The organism is Desulfitobacterium sp. PCE1, from assembly GCF_000384015.1.
GTDB lineage: Bacteria > Bacillota > Desulfitobacteriia > Desulfitobacteriales > Desulfitobacteriaceae > Desulfitobacterium > Desulfitobacterium dehalogenans.
In genome coordinates this window covers 3,131,055-3,148,536 of sequence record NZ_KB913023.1, presented here as the reverse complement: position 1 = coordinate 3,148,536, position 17,482 = coordinate 3,131,055, and the positions used below count along the sequence as shown (strand labels likewise).

Annotated in this window: 17 protein-coding genes and 1 pseudogene; 10 read left to right on the top strand and 8 right to left on the bottom strand. The window is 41.2% G+C overall.

Annotated elements, in window-relative coordinates:
- Positions 1-18: 18 nt before the first annotated feature.
- The 4 genes from DESPCE1_RS0115735 (at position 19) to DESPCE1_RS0115720 (ending at position 5,449) form a co-directional block, all read left to right on the top strand.
- Positions 19-942 (top strand): LysR family transcriptional regulator, encoded by a 924-nt coding sequence (locus DESPCE1_RS0115735; RefSeq protein ID WP_014794993.1) that lies wholly within the window; start codon positions 19-21, stop codon positions 940-942.
- A gap of 15 nt (positions 943-957) precedes the next feature.
- Positions 958-1,887, top strand: a complete 930-nt coding sequence (locus DESPCE1_RS0115730; RefSeq protein WP_014794992.1) for a LysR family transcriptional regulator — start codon at positions 958-960, stop codon at positions 1,885-1,887.
- A gap of 267 nt (positions 1,888-2,154) precedes the next feature.
- A complete protein-coding gene (locus tag DESPCE1_RS0115725) occupies positions 2,155-3,531 on the top strand; it encodes an MFS transporter (RefSeq protein WP_014794991.1) in 1,377 nt (458 codons plus the stop codon).
- Between the two features lie 31 nt (positions 3,532-3,562).
- Positions 3,563-5,449 (top strand): aryl-sulfate sulfotransferase, encoded by a 1,887-nt coding sequence (locus tag DESPCE1_RS0115720; protein WP_019851012.1) that lies wholly within the window; start codon positions 3,563-3,565, stop codon positions 5,447-5,449.
- Positions 5,450-5,533: 84 nt separating this feature from the next.
- Here the strand turns inward: DESPCE1_RS0115720 and DESPCE1_RS0115715 are convergent, their stop codons facing one another.
- From DESPCE1_RS0115715 to DESPCE1_RS0115690, 7 genes and pseudogenes are all read right to left on the bottom strand, one after another.
- Positions 5,534-7,063: a YifB family Mg chelatase-like AAA ATPase gene (locus tag DESPCE1_RS0115715; protein ID WP_019851011.1), complete on the bottom strand. Its 1,530-nt coding sequence runs from the start codon at positions 7,061-7,063 to the stop codon at positions 5,534-5,536.
- A gap of 246 nt (positions 7,064-7,309) precedes the next feature.
- Positions 7,310-7,429, bottom strand: coding sequence for a hypothetical protein (locus DESPCE1_RS24050; RefSeq protein WP_019851010.1), 120 nt, complete (start codon positions 7,427-7,429; stop codon positions 7,310-7,312).
- 14 nt (positions 7,430-7,443) lie between these two features.
- Positions 7,444-7,962, bottom strand: a complete 519-nt coding sequence (locus DESPCE1_RS22135; RefSeq protein ID WP_019851009.1) for a phosphoribosylanthranilate isomerase — start codon at positions 7,960-7,962, stop codon at positions 7,444-7,446.
- Positions 7,962-8,147 (bottom strand): annotated as a pseudogene (locus DESPCE1_RS24210) (hypothetical protein); the annotation flags it as partial. The pseudogene DESPCE1_RS24210 and the gene DESPCE1_RS22135, both read right to left, overlap by 1 nt.
- Before the next feature lie 600 nt (positions 8,148-8,747).
- On the bottom strand, positions 8,748-9,695 hold the full coding sequence (locus DESPCE1_RS23855; protein WP_242835402.1) for a hypothetical protein: 948 nt from the start codon (positions 9,693-9,695) through the stop codon (positions 8,748-8,750).
- Positions 9,637-10,311: a hypothetical protein gene (locus DESPCE1_RS23850; RefSeq protein WP_242835401.1), complete on the bottom strand. Its 675-nt coding sequence runs from the start codon at positions 10,309-10,311 to the stop codon at positions 9,637-9,639. Before DESPCE1_RS23850 ends, DESPCE1_RS23855 begins: the two co-directional genes overlap by 59 nt.
- 463 nt (positions 10,312-10,774) lie before the next feature.
- A complete protein-coding gene (locus DESPCE1_RS0115690; protein ID WP_019851007.1) occupies positions 10,775-11,365 on the bottom strand; it encodes an accessory gene regulator B family protein in 591 nt (196 codons plus the stop codon).
- Positions 11,366-12,057: 692 nt separating this feature from the next.
- Here DESPCE1_RS0115690 and DESPCE1_RS0115685 point away from each other — a divergent pair.
- The 6 genes from DESPCE1_RS0115685 (at position 12,058) to DESPCE1_RS0115660 (ending at position 16,547) form a co-directional block, all read left to right on the top strand.
- Positions 12,058-12,762 (top strand): LytTR family DNA-binding domain-containing protein, encoded by a 705-nt coding sequence (locus DESPCE1_RS0115685; RefSeq protein WP_019851006.1) that lies wholly within the window; start codon positions 12,058-12,060, stop codon positions 12,760-12,762.
- Between the two features lie 15 nt (positions 12,763-12,777).
- Positions 12,778-13,272, top strand: coding sequence for a hypothetical protein (locus DESPCE1_RS0115680; RefSeq protein WP_019851005.1), 495 nt, complete (start codon positions 12,778-12,780; stop codon positions 13,270-13,272).
- Positions 13,253-14,113: a sensor histidine kinase gene (locus DESPCE1_RS0115675; protein WP_019851004.1), complete on the top strand. Its 861-nt coding sequence runs from the start codon at positions 13,253-13,255 to the stop codon at positions 14,111-14,113. The genes DESPCE1_RS0115680 and DESPCE1_RS0115675 overlap by 20 nt, the downstream gene beginning before the upstream one ends.
- Positions 14,114-14,379: 266 nt before the next feature.
- Entirely contained in the window at positions 14,380-14,499 is a 120-nt protein-coding gene (locus DESPCE1_RS22685; protein WP_019851003.1) for a cyclic lactone autoinducer peptide, read from the top strand.
- A 356-nt stretch (positions 14,500-14,855) separates the two neighbouring features.
- A complete protein-coding gene (locus tag DESPCE1_RS23845; RefSeq protein ID WP_019851002.1) occupies positions 14,856-15,539 on the top strand; it encodes a hypothetical protein in 684 nt (227 codons plus the stop codon).
- Between the two features lie 573 nt (positions 15,540-16,112).
- Positions 16,113-16,547, top strand: a complete 435-nt coding sequence (locus DESPCE1_RS0115660; RefSeq protein ID WP_019851001.1) for a hypothetical protein — start codon at positions 16,113-16,115, stop codon at positions 16,545-16,547.
- Positions 16,548-17,094: 547 nt separating this feature from the next.
- Here the strand turns inward: DESPCE1_RS0115660 and DESPCE1_RS23840 are convergent.
- Positions 17,095-17,478, bottom strand: coding sequence for a transposase (locus DESPCE1_RS23840; protein ID WP_028305595.1), 384 nt, complete (start codon positions 17,476-17,478; stop codon positions 17,095-17,097).
- Positions 17,479-17,482: the final 4 nt, after the last annotated feature.

Genomic DNA, 17,482 nt, shown 5'->3' with positions numbered 1-17,482 from the left:
ATTGGAGGGATAGTTTCTGTGCGAATAGAGCAACTCCAGCATATTATTGAAATTAATAATAAAAGGTCCATATCGGAAGCGGCGAAAACTTTCTTTATGGGCCAGCCTCAGCTTAGCCACTCCATGAAGAACCTGGAAGATGAGTTAGGATATAAGATATTTCGGCGCAATCGAGCAGGTTTAATTCCAACCTGTCAAGGGAAGGAAGTTGTCGGACTGGCTCGTGAAATAATTAATAATATGGAGGAACTTAAGTCTCTGGCAAGTGGCAAAGCCAACCTAACCGGAAATCTCAGTCTGACTCTTGCGCCGGGAGTTTTCAACTCATATGCCAGCTGTTTGATAACTGGTTTCAACGGAAAATACCCTAATATTAATCTAATGATTACAGAGGATATAGACACTGCAATCATTGAAAAGGTTGCCACGGGAACATGTCTAATGGGGGTCACGGTGTGGACCAGCAATTATGATGAGACCATGCGAAGGCTCCTTGATGGAAGTGATATAGCCTATGAAGAAATTATTCAGGATGACCTGAGCTTGATTGTCGGTAATCAGCATCCATTAGCAGATAAAGAGATCATAAGATTGTCCGATTTGGAAGGAATGACTTTTGTGGATTATTGCGGCAGATATCGTAATTTGCTACGAATTTGTGGGATCAATACGACTAAGAGTCAATTCCTGATTGTTTATAACCGAGAGGTCATGAAAATGATCATCGCAAAAAATCAGGGAATCGCTCTGTTTCCTCGTTTTTTCTTTTATAATGATTTGTTTTTTGAACAAGGGTTGTTGAACTATCGTACTATCGAGAAAGGAAAAGATGAAATCAAAATGAAAATGTATCTCATCTATTCCAGAACTAAACCTTTGTCGCATTCTGCGCGGCAATTAAAGAAGATGCTCACCGAAACAATTGTCGGCAACTATAGTTAAGGAGAAAATTCATCCATGCGTATAGAACAGCTTGACCAAATCATAAAGATTCACGAACATGGATCTCTATCCAAGGCTGCTAATTCACTGTTTATCAGCCAACCCTCATTAAGCGTATCCGTCAGCCGGCTGGAAGAGGAACTGGGCCTGAAAATCTTTGAACGCAGTAATACAGGTGTGCTGCCTACAGAGCAGGGAGAAGTTGCCTTGGAATTGGCAAAAAATATTGTGGGATTAAGCGAAAAGATTAAAGAAATTATGGATGGAAGAAAGGTCCTAATCCGTAATCTTCAGATGGCTATACCGGGAGCCTTCGCTAATGCCATAGCCCCGGATCTACTGCTGAGGTTTCACGCTCTTTATCCTGAGGTTAATCTGCATATTCATGAGACACCCTATTATGAAATTGTGGAGCGCATGGATAAGGGAGCATACTCCATAGGCGTCATACCCTGCGGACAAGAGGGCAAAAAGGATTTGCTCAAGCAGCTTAAAGACGTTGAAATTGAATGCGAGATTATCTCCGGCGGTCAGGCCAAATTATTGCTTTTCTTAAGCAGCAAGAACCCTTTGGCAGATAGAGAACGGATTAGCTTCTCTGATATTAAGTCGATGAAAATGATTTCATATAAAACAAACTATATTCAAACTTCGCGAAACTTAGGATATCCTTTCAATAAGCCAATTGTTGTTGAAGACATTGAGCTGCTTAAAAAGCTGATCGGTGCGGACTTCGGGTTTTCCATTTTTCCAGAGATTTTATCCTTCAACGATTTATATATGAGCAGTGGAATGATTAAAGCTATACCCATGCCGGAGTTAAGTGAGCAGTGGGATATTTTCATCTTATACTACCCTAACGAATCTTTATCATCTATCGAAAGAGAGTTGCTTGCTCTGGTCAAAGAGCTGATTCAGGATAACCTAATTAGTCAGATAGAATAGAGGTTGGAATTTAATATGGGTATGCAATATATGCACGAGTAAGTGCATATATTTTTTTTCACATACCTGGCATAACAAAACCTATATTATGCAAAGCCCTAGCAATATCCTACAATAAAGTCAGCCAATTGGTCCATCAGTTTTACTTATTTTTATGGCTCACAGAAAAGCCTTGAAGGAGGAATTGTGAAAGTACTGTCTTTCTTCTTTGCCCCCGAACCTATACTTTCAATTTTTAGGCTGACTATGTAAAGGATGTGGAAATGTATGAGTGTAGAATTTAACCAAGGTAAGGAAATTTCACTTACCGATGGGCCAAAAGTAAAGAAACCCAATAACTATTTCGATGGATTGGCTGTGTCCAAACAGCATCTGTTTTTATTTGTCATCATTGTTTTGTCATACTTTTTCGAGCAAATGGACAATAACAATTTTGCCTTTATTGCTCCTGCTCTTGTTGGTGGAGGGTTTTTCCAACAAAATCAAATCGCCACAATTACCTCAACTTATTTTCTGGGCATGACCCTTGGAGGATTCCTGGGAGGATTTATTTCTGATGCTATCGGCCGTCGCAAGACTTTTTTGTTAGCTATGCTGATCTTCTCTTCTATGTCTATCCTTAACGGCTTAACCAGCAACTTTTCCGTCTTCGTATTCGCCAGAGCGGCAACGGGATTCGGTATCTTCATGATGATGGTTACCTCAATTGCTTATATCGCGGAAATGGCTCCTGGAGAAAGTCGGGGTAAATGGCAAAGCTTGACCGCCGCCGGAGGGTTTATGGCTATGCCGGCCATCGGATTTATTTCCAGAGCGATTATTCCTACAAGTCCGGAAGCTTGGCGGATTATTTTCTATCTGGGTGGCTTAGGCTTTATAAGCTTCGTACTGGGTCTTAAATATCTTAAAGAATCTCCACGTTGGCTGGTAAGCAAAGGCAGAATCGCTGAAGCTGAGAAAATCGTCGAAGAACTCAGTGGCGTAGCAGTCGATTTAACAGAGGCTGCCAAGCATACTCCGCCAAAAGTAAGCTTTGTTGAACAGTTTTCAGGAATGTTCAAAGGGAAGTATCTAAAACGCACTCTTATTTTGCTGGGCTTTGGTATTCCTATCAATATTGCCAGCTTTGCCACATCTGTCTGGACACCAACCCTCCTCACCATGAAAGGGTTTACCCTCGAACAGAGCTTAACCATTGGTACTGCCTTTATGCTGGGTGGCCCGGTGGGACTGTTCCTCTCTTCACCCTTCTCAGATAAAGGCGGTCGGAAGATTCCTATAGCCGTAGGTGTTTTAGCAGGTGCTATCATGACCGTAATCTTTGCCGGCCTGGGCAATACCTATATGGTCGTTATGATTGTGGCATTTATGTTAAACGCTTTAGGTATGGGTACCGGATTTATCGCCATGGCGTATGTTCCTGAACATTTTCCGACCAAAATGCGCAATACCGCCGTGGGTATCGTCAATGCCTGCCAACGTCTCGGTGTATCGGCTTCTCAACTTTTTATTCCCCTCATCATGGCAGGATACGGCTTTAAAGGTTTATATCTTGGTATTGCCTCCTTAATGACATTCTCAGGCTTGTTCGTTCTTGCCTTAGGGGCACGTACGGGTGGAAAAGCACTAGAAGAAATTGACTAAAGTACGCAATTGCAATAAGGAGTGTTGAATGATGAATCCGATCAAAAGTGAACAAATTCCCCATATTATCCATAGGCAAAAGGATTTGGAAGAAGCTTTTTTAGCTGAATTCTCAGCGGGCCATTATACGCTGGCTGACCCACTGGTTGAACTCAATCCCTATGAGATTTGCCCCTTAACGGCCATGATATTATTTGAAACACCGGTATCCACTGAGGCCACGATTATCGTTCGTGGAAAAGAGCATCCTGGAGATATCCGGCATACATTTCCTGCTAATAAGAAGCATATTCTACCGATTTATGGGCTTTATGCAGATTACGAAAATAAGGTTGAAATCGTCCTGGCTAATGGACAGAGGAATATGGTAACCATCAAAACCGGGCCCCTTCATCCTGATGTTCCGGTAGCCACCTCGATTAAGACTACTTCTGAATACATGGGAAATAATCTGATGTTCCTGACGGCGGCTATGAAAGCTATGCCTGTAGGCTATGACTATGCAGGTGAGGTTCGCTGGTATGCTACGAGAAATTTCGCCTTTGACCTCAAGCGTATACCTAATGGCCATATTCTTATTGGAACTGAACGTTTGGTGAAAATGCCTTATTTCACCACAGGCCTTTATGAAATGGCCTTTAGCGGGAAAATATTCAAGGAATACCGTCTGCCCAGCGGATACCATCATGATCAATTCGTAATGGAGGATGGCAACATCCTGGTTCTCACCTTTGATTTTTACTCCGGTACGGTTGAGGATATGTGTGTGCTGCTGGATGCCGAAACAGGGGAAATTCTGAAATCCTGGGACTATAAAAAGGTCTTGCCACAGGATGTAGCCGGTTCCGGAAGTCAAGATGCTCACGACTGGTTTCACAATAATGCCGTTTGGTATGATAGGAAGACCAACAGCCTAAGTTTATCCGGTCGTCACCAAGACGCAGTGATCAATATTGATTATGAAACAGGGGAGTTAAACTGGATCATTGGGGACCCTGAAGGGTGGCCTCAGGACATGGTGGATCAATACTTCTTTACCCCGGTTGGGGAAGGGGAGTTCGACTGGCAGTATGAGCAGCATGCTTGTGTTGTTTTGCCCGATGGAGATATCATGCTTTTTGACAATGGTCACTTCAGAGCAAAAAACAAAGAAAACTACTTGCCCAACAGCCAGAATTTCAGCCGTGGTGTAAGATACCGTATTGATACTGAAAAGATGACCATAGAACAAGTATGGCAATATGGGAAAGAACGGGGCGCTGAATTTTTCTCACCTTACATTTGCAATGTTGAGTATTATGATGAAGGTCACTATCTGGTTCACTCCGGTGGTATTGGCTATGAAAACGGCGAAACCTGCGAAGGTATGGCGGTTATGAAGGTATTACAACCGGAGTTTAAGGATAATGTGTACACCTTTAATTCCATTACCTGTGAGCTCAAAGATGATGTGCTCATGTATGAATTACAAGTACCTGCCAATTGTTACCGGGCGGAAAAACTACCCCTCTACTATGCCTACGAAACTGCTGAATTGGGTGCGGGAGAAATACTTGGCAATTTAGTTGAGACCCAAGAGACAAAAATGAAGATTAAGGCTGTGGAGACAGGTGAAAGGGTGCCGGATCATTATGAAGCATCCATCACAGAAGAAGAGGATCGAATTCTCTTGAATGCCATCTTTGACGCTGGGGAACTGGCTCAGTTACTCTTGGTGGATGGAGACGGCGGGGTAAAAAGATATCCTATCAATACCGTACCTCAGGCATTTCAAGCTATGTGCGTGGGGACGTTCCAAAAAGCAGACCCTCGTAACATTGATGTTTATATCAATAAGACCGGATTATCCGGAAAGTATCAGGTTAAGCTCATTGCTGAAGAAAAGCTCTATGAGACCGGAGTTACCATTACGGCTTAAGCATAATAATAGCAAAGCAAACGGCTGGAGAGCAGGGAAATGCCCTATTCTCCAGCCGTTTCTGACTTGTTTTATATAGCAGGATCAGTATGCAGTAGGGCGGTCCAAGGTTCGGTATTGAAGGGCTTCGGCGAGATGAAGAGGAAAGATATTCTCCTTACTATCTAAATCAGCAATGGTACGGGCAACCCGCAGTATTCTATCGTGGCTGCGAGCGCTTAGGTGCTGGCGGTCGAACACATTACGAAGAAGCTGTTCCCCAGTGGAGTCAAGACTACAGAAAGCGGATGTTTCCCCAGCACTCATCTCCGCATTAGTTCTGCTCTCCCCTAGACGGGCCCATTGGCGTCGGCGTGCCTTGAGAACACGGTTTTGAACATTCACTGAGGTCTCACTCTCCGAATACCGGTGAAGGTCATCAAACTCCACCCGGGGAACTTCAATGTGAAGATCGAAGCGATCCAGTAAGGGGCCGGATATCCGATTGCGATAATTACTGATTTGACGTGGCGTACAGATACAGGCTCGCTTAGGATCCCCGTGCCATCCGCAGGGGCAGGGATTCATGCTGGAAACAAGGCTCAGGCGTGCGGGGTATTTGACACTGCCCCGCTGGCGGGTTAAAGTAAGCTCACGGTCTTCTAAGGGTTGGCGCAGAGATTCCAGAACTTCTCGCGAAAACTCCGGTAACTCGTCCAAGAAAAGCACCCCATGATTTGCCAGTATTAGTTCGCCTGGCTTAAGATCACGGCCCCCTCCGAGGATTCCCGCAGCTGTTGCCGAATGATGAGGCTGGCGAAAGGGTCTCGCTTGAATAAGCTGTCCATTATGACCTAGCAAACCCGCAATGCTATAAATCTTTGTAACTTCTAGGCTCTCTGCTCTAGTTAAAGGAGGTAAAATTCCCGCATAGGCCTTAGCCAGCATAGTTTTTCCTGAGCCAGGTGAACCAATAAGCAGAAGGTTATGTCCACCGGCGGCCGCAATCTCTAAAGCCCTTTTGGCTTGCTGTTGACCCCGTATAGAACTTAAATCTATAGTATTATCCGAAGAAATCTCGATAGTGGGGTGGAGTGATTTTGCATGGGTACTACTAAAGAGCAGATCAGTCTTTAAAGAATTCACTAACTGAGCTAGATTATCTACGGAGCCGCTCTTAATCTCATCAATGAGATTTGCCTCAAGAAGGTTCTCTGGAGGAACGATGAGGGCATATTCAGAGTGTTGGGCTAAAGATACAGCCATAGCGAGAATTCCTGGGACTGGCCGTAGCTGTCCTTCTAAAGATAATTCCCCGACAAAGACATCATTAGTCAGGCTCTTAGGTGAACATTGCCCTGTCGCGGCAAGTATGCCGATGGCAATGGGTAAATCTAGACCTGAACCATCTTTTTTAAGGTCTGCCGGAGCCAAATTTACCGTAATGCGCTGTAAAGGGAAATCAAAGCCCGAATTTTTGATAGCCGAGCGAACACGCTCTCGTGACTCACGGACTGCCGTATTGGGAAGCCCAACGATATCAAACCCAGGCAGACCGTTGGACACATCCACTTCCACCCGAATTAAGTGTGCCTGAATTCCAGAGACTGCCATCCCATGAACAGAAGCAAACAAACAAATCCCTCCTATAGAAGGAAGAATTCGACAGAGATCTGTATTTTCCTTCCATTTGGTCACGATGCATCACTATGTTCAGCATGGTATAGGAAACTTTCATCAGGTGGAGTTTTACTCTCGATAGTTCCGGTGAAATATCGTACTTGTTACTGAAGTTTAGTTGACGTATCCTCGCAGTGGACAGGATCATATCATCATAGGCTATGGGTCGGATCTTTTCTGGGGATAAAGCTACCGACTTCTTTAATGAATCTTTTGACTTTTTCCGTCCTTATGCTGAGGTGCTTCTTCAACTCCCGTTAAGACATCTACGGCATAGGGGTTGGTTTGTTGGATAACCTCGGAGATATTCTTTGGAGTCAACCCTCCAGCTAAGATCAGCGGGAGGGTGCTTTCTTTTTGCAGTGTCTAAATAGGGAATAATCCACCTTTACTCCGGTACCTACTGGCTTCGACTTGGTATAAGAGTCAACTAAGAGTGCAGATAAGCTGGTTTGTGCTAAGCTGCGAGCCGCGATAAGCGGGTCATCTATTTCAAAATCACATTTGCCTTCCTGATCGAGGCGCAAGGCCTTGATCACCTGAATTCCCTGTAAATTCAGCTCTTGGGCTAATTCTTTTACTTCTTGAAGGGTTTGGGTGCTGTGCAGTTGGATAATATGAGGACGCGTTTCCTTGGCTACTTTAAGAATATGCTCTGAAGTACCTCCCACCACTGCCACAGTGCTGACAAAGGGAGGCACTTTGTGCATCAGTTCCTTTGCCTTGTCCACAGTTAGATTCCAAGGTACGTTAACGGGATACTCCACGACAAAACCAAGCCCATGTACTCCCGCCTGAACACAGCACCGGATATCCCCTTCATTCATCAGGCCGCAAATCTTTACTCTAGTCATCACGCTCTCCTTAAGTTATTAAACTTCCGATACATTGCCACTGAGTCCTGTGCCTTGAGAATAGCAGTTCCGATTAAGGCACAATGAGCACCGGCTTTGCTAGCGCGTAAAGCCTCCTCGGGGGAAGAAATCGAACTTTCACTGACCACCAAGGCTCCTTGAGGAGCGAAACGAGTGAGTCGTTCCGTTCTATCTACACACCATCATCCGTCTCCCACTGTGTGATATATAACCCATTGAGGGTATTTCTACTTTGTATGGGGAGGTGTTGCCTGGGGGTAGGAATGGGTTAAGAATGCATGGGATAAAGGTTCTCACGGAAGGCGGGTGTAGGAGTGGTTGACCTGTTTTAAGAAGATGGTTAGGTGCTTCTGTCTTGCGCAGGGGGAAATTTGTTATTTTTCAGTACCTGTGTCGTTGGCTCCCTCTTTCTACTCTTTTCCTCAGTAGTGTCAGCTAGTGAGCAAAATAGAGGTGATTGGTCTCACCGGGTTTTGGAGAGCATTATTTTTCATTTTGAATTTCAATCATAATGGAATAGGTAAAAGGAGTATCAGCATATCTTAATTGGATTTCTAAGTTTACCATTCGGATGTAAATGTGGCCCATAACCCCTTTTGACTGCTAGATTTATAAACCGCCTCGGATAGTGTAGCTTCCGGCAATTTAGAGTTGATGCAGAGCAAGGATGGCAGTAGTTCGTTCGTCTACAGCCGGTCAGTGTAGTCTCGTGCCAAGTCTGAGCGTAGTTCAGCGTGTCGCAGAAGACCTCAATAACTGCTTTTTCAGAGTTGGCTTAGGGTGTATGCCATATGGTGTACCTCCTCGGCAATCTTTAGGGTTAATAAAATATCGGCATAGCATCCATCTTTAGTTTTAGAAAACCTAACTTTCGAGGGAAGCAAGTTTTTTCCCCTGTTAGCAAATCCAACTAATGTCATAGCCCATTCTGATAATTCAACTGGGAGACGATAACATCTTGGTTCATGTGTTTCCACAACTGTCACCAGGGGTATCATTTCCTTGCTAAAACCGACCGATAAAACATTGCAGATGCGTTGACCATTTGTAATTCTGAGCAGTGGTTGTTTTTTTATATCGAAGTAGACCTTAGCTCCTCTTTGATTCAAAAAGTATTCACTAGGAGTTTTGTCGATAGGATCAATTGGCAGTTTGTTCCCCATTCTCTGAAAGTAGTCCTCCAAGCATTTACAAGCATAAGTATTGAAAAACTCGCCTTGCATATCCATATTGCTTGCATTAATGTCCTTTGTAAATTCAAAATGGTTCATAAATCCCAAAAAGGCAATAAAGACAATTAAGTCGTCTCTGTAAATCCCTGAATATACTTTATACCATGCTTTATCCAAAGCTACTATTACCGAATGCATTTTTTTATAAAGGTTTAATTGACGTTCATAAATTTCAAACCAGCTTTTATTTAGAATTTTCTTTTTAATTCCTTCATCTTGAGAGTTATAGTGTAAGGCATTATTCAATGCTTTCAGCAGTTTTGAAATTATACCGGCCAACATATCAGCAATACGAATTCCAAGAGAATTAACCGAATTTTCTTCAGTAACATTTCCTAGGCCTACTCGTTGCGCTGCTTTCGAGGTATTCTCATTCCCGCCTTCTTTATCTACAATTAACGAATAATCATTAATCGTGTTCTCATACAAGTATTTTTTTAAGCCAATAAAAGCAAAAAGCAATGTCGTAATTCCAATCAATAGTTTTGACTGTTTGGATATCGTCTAAAAGTATAAGGATTTGCTTAAAGGTCTCATTCTCTTTTTCCTTTAATTTAATGTTTGATTTGTTTTGCTCAATTTTGTTTCCAAAAAACACCTTCAGCGAACTTAAAAGATCGGCGGTATTATCGAAAATGCCTTCAAGTATTTCTTTTGGTTGGTACTCTAACAAAGACTTTACGATTGAGTATCTAAAAGCATCCATATCAGCAAATACGGTGTTTTGATAGTTTTCAAACAACTGCGAAATAAGATATTCGACTTTGCTTATGACTGCTAAATAGATGAGAGTTTTCTCATAGAATATGGATAAAAAATCTTCTAATAAACCAATATTGGAACTATTCAAAGAGGCAAAGCCATTTTTCAACTGACCTTGTTTGATGGTGGTGCTTTTTAATTCACCTTTTGATTGTCTGTGTTTATATTTTTCTTCAAATGCAGCATATCTTCCAAACAATTCTGTTTCATTCTTCGAGTGCCAGCCAACAACCACAGCAATAAAATTGTCGTAGTAGTTATCCGCAGTTATTGTGTTGTGATTAATCTTTCTACTATGCTCTGATTCGTCATAGTAGAAATTATGTTTACTCATCGGTTGCCTCCTTTAGTAAATCATCATTTAGGACCTTGAACCTTGAGAATTGAATAACTGCCTCTTCCAACTCCGTAACGGCTTCCGACAGATGTAATCGTCCGTGGTAAAGGTACAAACGGCGGGTAACGAGTTATTAAAGCAAACCTGCAGGTTATTTTGTCGACAGCCAAGTGTCTGCGTTTAGGTATCCGGTTCATGGAGCGGGGGGGGGGTTCCCAGGACACGTTAGTTGAAAAAATCCTCAGTAATATCCAGGGGCAATAATAAACTGTCTACCTCACATTAGTCATTACTTGCTTCTTCTATAACACTGGATAAAATTAGTTTGTACAATTGAGGTAAATCTTTAAAGTATCGTAATTCTGTACGATTAGTAATTGTCCCATATCATTAATAAAATAGAATTAGCCCCGCATATCACTCCATCTTAACTCAGGAGCTGTGCGGGGTTATTGTTTTTCTAGGAAATTCCTAACCTCTGCATGGCCTGATCACTTTTTTCCACAAATACTTTACCTATCCTACTTGCCATCAATGACTGCAAAAATATGCCTGTCGAACTTGATAAAGCTAGGATTATAAGCCAATGTGGTTTATTCAGAACCAGAATACCTATAACAGGCAATATAGTGAATAGTATCCACACTACTAGACTAGAGCGTTTATGCTTTCCAGTTAGAATACAGGCTATTATTCCTAGAGTTAATGAAGCCATTATTAAAACACTTAGTTCGAAACTCCAGACCATATTCCTTATAAGAAGAGAACTGCCGATAAAAAGAACCCATGTAAATACCTGACATCTTAAGAAGCTTGAACAATGGGCTCCCCCCGTAAAAATCCTCAAGGCAAGGGCGGATAGCATAATTAATGCTGTATAAACCGCCGTTCCCAGAAAGAGAGAAACCCCTACCGTTAGGATGAATTCTATTCCCAGTCCCAACACTAAAGCTAGCCCATATTCCACCTTAGCCTTTTCTACTGCCTCTATCTGTGAATCTTTCAACAAATTCATGGTCATTTGATGTGCCATTCGCTCCAAATCAAACATATCCTCACCCCTCAAATTCCATTGCCCAACCCTGTTTCACAATAGGATCATACATCCAGTCCCCATAAAGTTTTAAATAGGGTCAAGGCGACGAACAGATCACTTTTTCAAGGCGATTGGTCTATCGCGACCGATGCTAAATATAACCAGGACAGGTGCTCAATTCTTCACCGTGATGCCTGCTTTACCTAACCGAAATATTCAGGTGGACATTATCAGCAAGTTCAAACAGATAAATCCCTTATAGGGATTGTTTGCTAACCGGACTCAAATTACCTGTAGAAAGTTCCGGGCTAACTTGTAATAAATACCTGAAAATAATGCGCAAAAGAGATAACACCATTAATAAGCCACGTCACTATTTGCCTGCCGTGGTCTTCCCCATTACTACTGATTTGATTTCTTTAAAATGAGTCAAAAAGGATTCTCGTCCTTAACTTTATCGCAACCTAGAAGGTAGATGCTATACTCCGTACCGTAGTCGGGAGACCGAGGACCTCAAACCTAGGCAAGCCATTGTATAGTTCCCTATCAGAATAATTTGCGATCTTCTGTCGAAAAATGGGAAATTTGCCAATAGTAGATTCCTTTTGTGATAAAATCATATTATCGTTGATATAACAAATTGTCTATAAAAATTACATGTTTCTTGCCTAGTTATCTATTTAGGTGCGCAATAGAGGTGGATAAGGATGATTATTGGAATTGTCGAAGATGAGCGTTTGTTTCAGGAAGAACTAGTAAGATATCTACATGAATTCATGGATATTAATGAAATCGTAGTATTTGATAGTGGAGAAGACTTATTAACACGGATTGATAGCCTCAATTTAGATATTCTCTTTTTAGATATTGGTTTACCGGGTATTTCAGGAATCAAAGTAGCAGAACAGGTTAGGCGGGACTTTCCTTTTCTGGACATTATATTTATCACTGCAGATGGTAGCCATATAAAAGAGGCCTTCCAACTTTACGCCTCGGACTATATCGATAAGCCCTTAAATATAGACAGGTTGCGCAGCACTTTATTAAGGATAAAACGAAGAATTAATGATTCTGGTAAGAAAATTGAGATAAAGACTGAGGAAGGAATAATCCTTCTCAATCAAAATGAGATCTATTGGGTGGAGGCACTTTCAAAGAAATCACAGATTCATATGAAGAGCAATTCTCATACTTGTCTTCACTCCTTAAAAGAAGTGGAAGGCCAACTTGATAAAAAGTTCTTTTGTAGAACTAGTCGATCCGATCTTGTAAACCTTAGATTCATTGAATCTATTCAACCATCTACACGCGATATGTTCAGAATATTCTTTAAAGATAAGGACTACCAAGCTTACCTGCAAAAAGGTAGATATCAAGAATTAAGAAAAAGAATTAAGGATTTAAATAGTTAAGATTTAAGAGTGGAGGTGAGCGAAATTTTTGAAGTAATTGTTTTCTCAGTACCTGAAGCTGTTGTGATATTTATGTTGGCTTCGAGTATTAGCGGAAGAAAGTTATCGCTCCGACGTTTAATCATTATAAGTATTTTTTTCGGCTTTATAGCTTTTTTTACTCGATCAGTGCTTGGAAACTACATCCTTAACATACTTTGCTCTTGTATATTTATTGTTCTTTTACTTAAGATCATGGGGGCTTATGGATTATTCGATGCCATTACAACAGGCCTTATGGCTATTTCGATTTATCTTGCTATAGAATTCATTAATGTGAAGATTTTGCTGATGGTAACCGGTATTGAACCTATAAATTTAAGTAAAGATTTAAGATTAAGGTTGTCATGGTTTATGCCTCAGCTCCTGGTTACAGGGGGATTATCCTTTATTATACGATATTTTGTAAATTCCCGTTCCATTAATAAGTTAAGGAATAGAGGAAATGATCATGAAAACCAATATCTATAAAACAGCTATTGCCTTTTTTATGGTCCAATCAGTCCTTATCGTAATAATATTGAATAATAACTATATGAAAGATCATGCCTATCTTCAGTCCTCTTTGTCAGAATGGGTTGAGTTGTTGTTAGGATTAGTCATCGTTTTAATGAACCTAGGTGCTGTGATAATCGCTAGAATACTATATCTTAGTGGAATAGAGGCAGAGCAATTAAAGACAACGGCATTAAAATACAACCATATACTCACACAGAATCGGATCTATCGACAGCATCATCATGACTTAAAAAATCATCTGACTGTCATACTTGGTCTTTTGAATCAAGGGAAATTGATTGAGCTAAGAGAGTATTTACAGTCTTATTTGAACACTGTTAATGATGCTTTACTTAGAACTAACTCGGGCTTGGATGAATTGGACATCCTGCTCTCGGCAAAGATACAGGATGCCAAACGCAATGAAACGGAAGTGAAACTAATTATCCGAGATCCTATTCAATGCAGCAGTAAAAAGGTTTTAGATTTGGTAACGATTGTCGGGAATGTGGTAGATAATACTCTTGAAGCTATAAAGTGCCTTGAACCTTCTCAACGCGAAGTTACTTGGTCCATTCGCAAAGATCCCGTGGATTATATATTTGAGTTTTCGAATCCATTGCTTCTGGCCAATCAAACCGCCAAAGGGGACTTCTTCGAGGAAGGCTTTAGCACGAAAGGGGAAGACAGGGGTCATGGGCTGTCAATGACTAAGAAACTAACGGAAAAGATGGAAGGAACCATCACGATAGATACATCCAAGGGAGAGTTTAAAGTGATCATTGAAATTCCTAGACATAAGCTGGAGAGGTAAAGGTATTTGATTGATTTGATGAACATCAAAAAAGTGTTGATCAAGATAGTGAAACCCGGATATATCCTGCACCAAGTGGGGTATAGTCCGGGTACTTATATTATAAGGCTTTTTTAAAGGGAAAAGCTAATTAATTTGAAAGCTTAGTGCAGTTTCGTTCCTCAAAATGACACTTTCATTCCTATTTTGCCAATTGGTAGATTTTTTTGTGGTATATTTTCTGTAAGAGGATCCTCTAGGAAACTATAGGAAAGGAGTTGATTAATATGAAATCGGGCAAGGGTTTGTTTGTATCGTTACTCTCATTTTTGGGAGCTTTCGCTCTCGTAACCCCAACTTGTCTGGGATGGTTCTATGAGCCGAAAAGGCCGGAAGAGCTAGGATGAAAGATGTAAAATTTTCCTATAGATGTGTAACGAAAACCCTCCTTTTTTCGTTTACTTGATTGAAGGGATAAAAAACTCCTTATTATCCCAAGATATCAATCCTTTTGTAAAGGAGGGAAGTATAGTCTTTAAAATTTAATATTCATATTCAAGGTATAGAAACCTGGGGTTCTGCCCTAAACCCCGTCCTCGCTGGAGGGCAGCCGTTCATAGCTGATCGGAAGACTAAAGGATATTAGGATAGTCAGATGTCAAGGGCCTCCGATAAACGTGTTTTGCTCGTTCTAACACAGGCCAACTGTAATGACAATTTAAAAATTCATAAAATTTGTTTACAAAAAAAGGAGGAAATAATCATGAAAAAAGCTATTGTTGCTTTGATAACGTTACTACTTTTGCTTTCACCGTCATCGTTAATAGCGGCGCAAGATGATAAGCAACCTGGTGTAGAAAAACCAAAAACGAAATACGAAGTCGCAGAAAAATTATACAAAGAGTATAACATTACGCCTCCAAGCTATTATGTGCCGCCTGCAGATAGCTATGTAGAAATGGATCAAAAGGCCTTGGATGAATTTGAACGACTTATGAGAGATGGATATGAACGAAATAAAAAAGTTAAAATTGAAAATGAAAAGAAAATTAAAGCACTTGAAGCTCTAGACGGTGTTAAGCAGATTACTGTCCCTGTAATGATTGGACCGAATGGCGAAATAACCGCTGGTAATAGTGAAATAACTTCTGATTTTGGGATACTCGCACAAAAAGCGTGGAAAGGTCAAGGAGAATTAACTTATGCTCAATTACTTGCTGAAGCGACTGTAGATAACAGTAATGGATATTGGAGGTTCTTTACAAACACATTTAGGGTAACAGGAATTGTGCAATATTGGCCTTACACGTACCAAAATACTAGTGCTTGGAAATACACATTTATGGATTATGATGAGACCTGCGCAGTATCTTTCAAAACAGATATTTATCTTTCTAATAGTTACCATGATACAATAACAGAGTACGTAGAGTTTTATGCGTATTAGGTCTAAGGAATCCCTCCAAACAAAAGCATATCCAATACATTGAGTCGAAGAGTGTAACAAAATGTAAATGACCGTCGGAATCAAGAGTATATACGCTGTGCACCACCTTTGATCCTGAAGGTCTGGATGTATCCCGAACTCCGTGTAACATCCAAAATTGATGTAAAATAAGGTGAATACTTTATGGGAGCAATAGTTTAAATAGGCTATCGCTCCCTTTGTCTGGGTTGTCAATTAAAGATCCGAAATGAGACTTGATATAGGGGGTGGTGGATGCAAGAACGAAAGAGGCTTACCTCAAAGGAATCCATTATTTGAGCCATATCCCGCGACCCATTGAAGCCGCCGCCTCAGTGTCCCATGTAAAGCTACCTCAGAGCGAGTTCTTAACTAAAGCATTCCAACTGGTGACAATATCCTCACATCAAAGTTTTAGAAAAATAGGAATTTTATCAATTTAATGGTACAATAATATAAAACCCCAGCATAGAATGGAAGTGTGAGTAATAAACTTACTCTTAATGGTAATTAATCTCTGTTATGCTATTGATTGCACCGAGGAGGTGATTCGTCATGAAAAGGACATTTGTTATTTTGATAACATTACTACTTCTGCTTATCCCGACATTTTTAATAGCGGAGGAAGAGAAGAAAGCGGATGTAGAAAAACCAAAAACGATGTACGAAGTCGCACAAAAATTATATAAAGAGTATAACATTACGCCTCCAAGCGATTATGTGCCGCCTGCGGATAGCTATGTAGAAATGGATCAAAAGGCCTTGGATGAATTTGAACGACTTATGAGAGATGGATATGAACGAAATAAAAAAGTTAAAATTGAAAATGAAAAGAAAATTAAAGCAATTGAAGCTCTAGATGGTGTTAAGTGGATTACTGGCTCTATCCCCATAGTTACTGTTAAAGTTCTAGACGATGGTAGCTGGATTATTCTCTCTATTGAAGAAACTGAGCTAATACCAAGGCCGGAAACTGACACGATAGAATAACCTGTTTTTGTGAATAAAATAAGCTTTTAGTGACCGCCGTAATGGAGGGTAAGCAGAATGCTGCACCACTTCTGATTACGGCGCTTTGTTTTTTGTTGCACTTGACCCCAGGGCATATATTTAATTGACTCCCAAGCCTCCATATTTGACCTCTATGCAGCCTTTCATGCGGGCTGTGGCTGGCCCGTTTGGATTTACCCGTAATTTTGCCCTGGCTATGATGAGTTAAAGGACACTTTATTGAAAACATGCATCCCACTCCGGCCCGCTGCAGCCAGCCGGGCGGAGACGCCGGCCAGCCAGAACTAGATACATAAAAGTATCTCATACATGCCGCCCGGGCGTCGGCGCCTGAAGGCCGCCTGGGATACAAATAAAAAGGGCGTGTCCCAAAAGTTAATTTAAAATGTTGAGCGACACGCTCCTTTTTATCATGGACAGATAAGAAAACACCTAAAATGCAGGCTTATATCGCCACTTTAGCCCTGATCTGGGCACAACAAAGCAAGGGAAGTCTTTCCCCTTGTGGATAACTTTTTGGGTTTGATCAGGCTGCCTTAGGGATATGTAAATGTTCTCCGCAGCGCCTGGCTTGGGTTTTGTTGTGGAGTTTGTTTATGTTGAATGCCATAGCCAGTAAAAGAAGCTCTGTCTGTACTTTTACCCGGCCGCGCAGAAGAAAACGGCGAAAACCCATATCCTGTTTCAAAACACCGAAGGCTCCCTCGACCTGAATTGAGCAGTTTATCCGTAAAAGAATACCTTCGTCGGTATTGATACGGGCTTGCATTTCCTGACGCTGTCTCTGAAAGTTTTTAGAAACATGAAGGTTTTTGCTTCGTTCCTCCAGGGGTATTTTGCTTGCGCCTTTAATACATTTTGTCTTGTGTGGACATCCGTCACAGTTGGTACAGGAATATACGGTGGTCACGAGG

Bases quoted from the DNA above. Each gene is read 5' to 3' on its own strand.
- DESPCE1_RS0115730 (WP_014794992.1), top strand. From the start codon at position 958: ATGCGTATAGAACAGCTTGACCAAATCATAAAGATTCACGAACATGGA.
- DESPCE1_RS0115725 (WP_014794991.1), top strand. From the start codon at position 2,155: ATGAGTGTAGAATTTAACCAAGGTAAGGAAATTTCACTTACCGATGGG.
- DESPCE1_RS0115720 (WP_019851012.1), top strand. From the start codon at position 3,563: ATGAATCCGATCAAAAGTGAACAAATTCCCCATATTATCCATAGGCAA.
- DESPCE1_RS22135 (WP_019851009.1), bottom strand. From the start codon at position 7,962: ATGACTAGAGTAAAGATTTGCGGCCTGATGAATGAAGGGGATATCCGG.
- DESPCE1_RS23850 (WP_242835401.1), bottom strand. From the start codon at position 10,311: ATGAGTAAACATAATTTCTACTATGACGAATCAGAGCATAGTAGAAAG.
- DESPCE1_RS0115690 (WP_019851007.1), bottom strand. From the start codon at position 11,365: ATGTTTGATTTGGAGCGAATGGCACATCAAATGACCATGAATTTGTTG.
- DESPCE1_RS0115685 (WP_019851006.1), top strand. From the start codon at position 12,058: ATGATTATTGGAATTGTCGAAGATGAGCGTTTGTTTCAGGAAGAACTA.
- DESPCE1_RS0115675 (WP_019851004.1), top strand. From the start codon at position 13,253: ATGAAAACCAATATCTATAAAACAGCTATTGCCTTTTTTATGGTCCAA.
- DESPCE1_RS22685 (WP_019851003.1), top strand. From the start codon at position 14,380: ATGAAATCGGGCAAGGGTTTGTTTGTATCGTTACTCTCATTTTTGGGA.
- DESPCE1_RS23845 (WP_019851002.1), top strand. From the start codon at position 14,856: ATGAAAAAAGCTATTGTTGCTTTGATAACGTTACTACTTTTGCTTTCA.
- DESPCE1_RS0115660 (WP_019851001.1), top strand. From the start codon at position 16,113: ATGAAAAGGACATTTGTTATTTTGATAACATTACTACTTCTGCTTATC.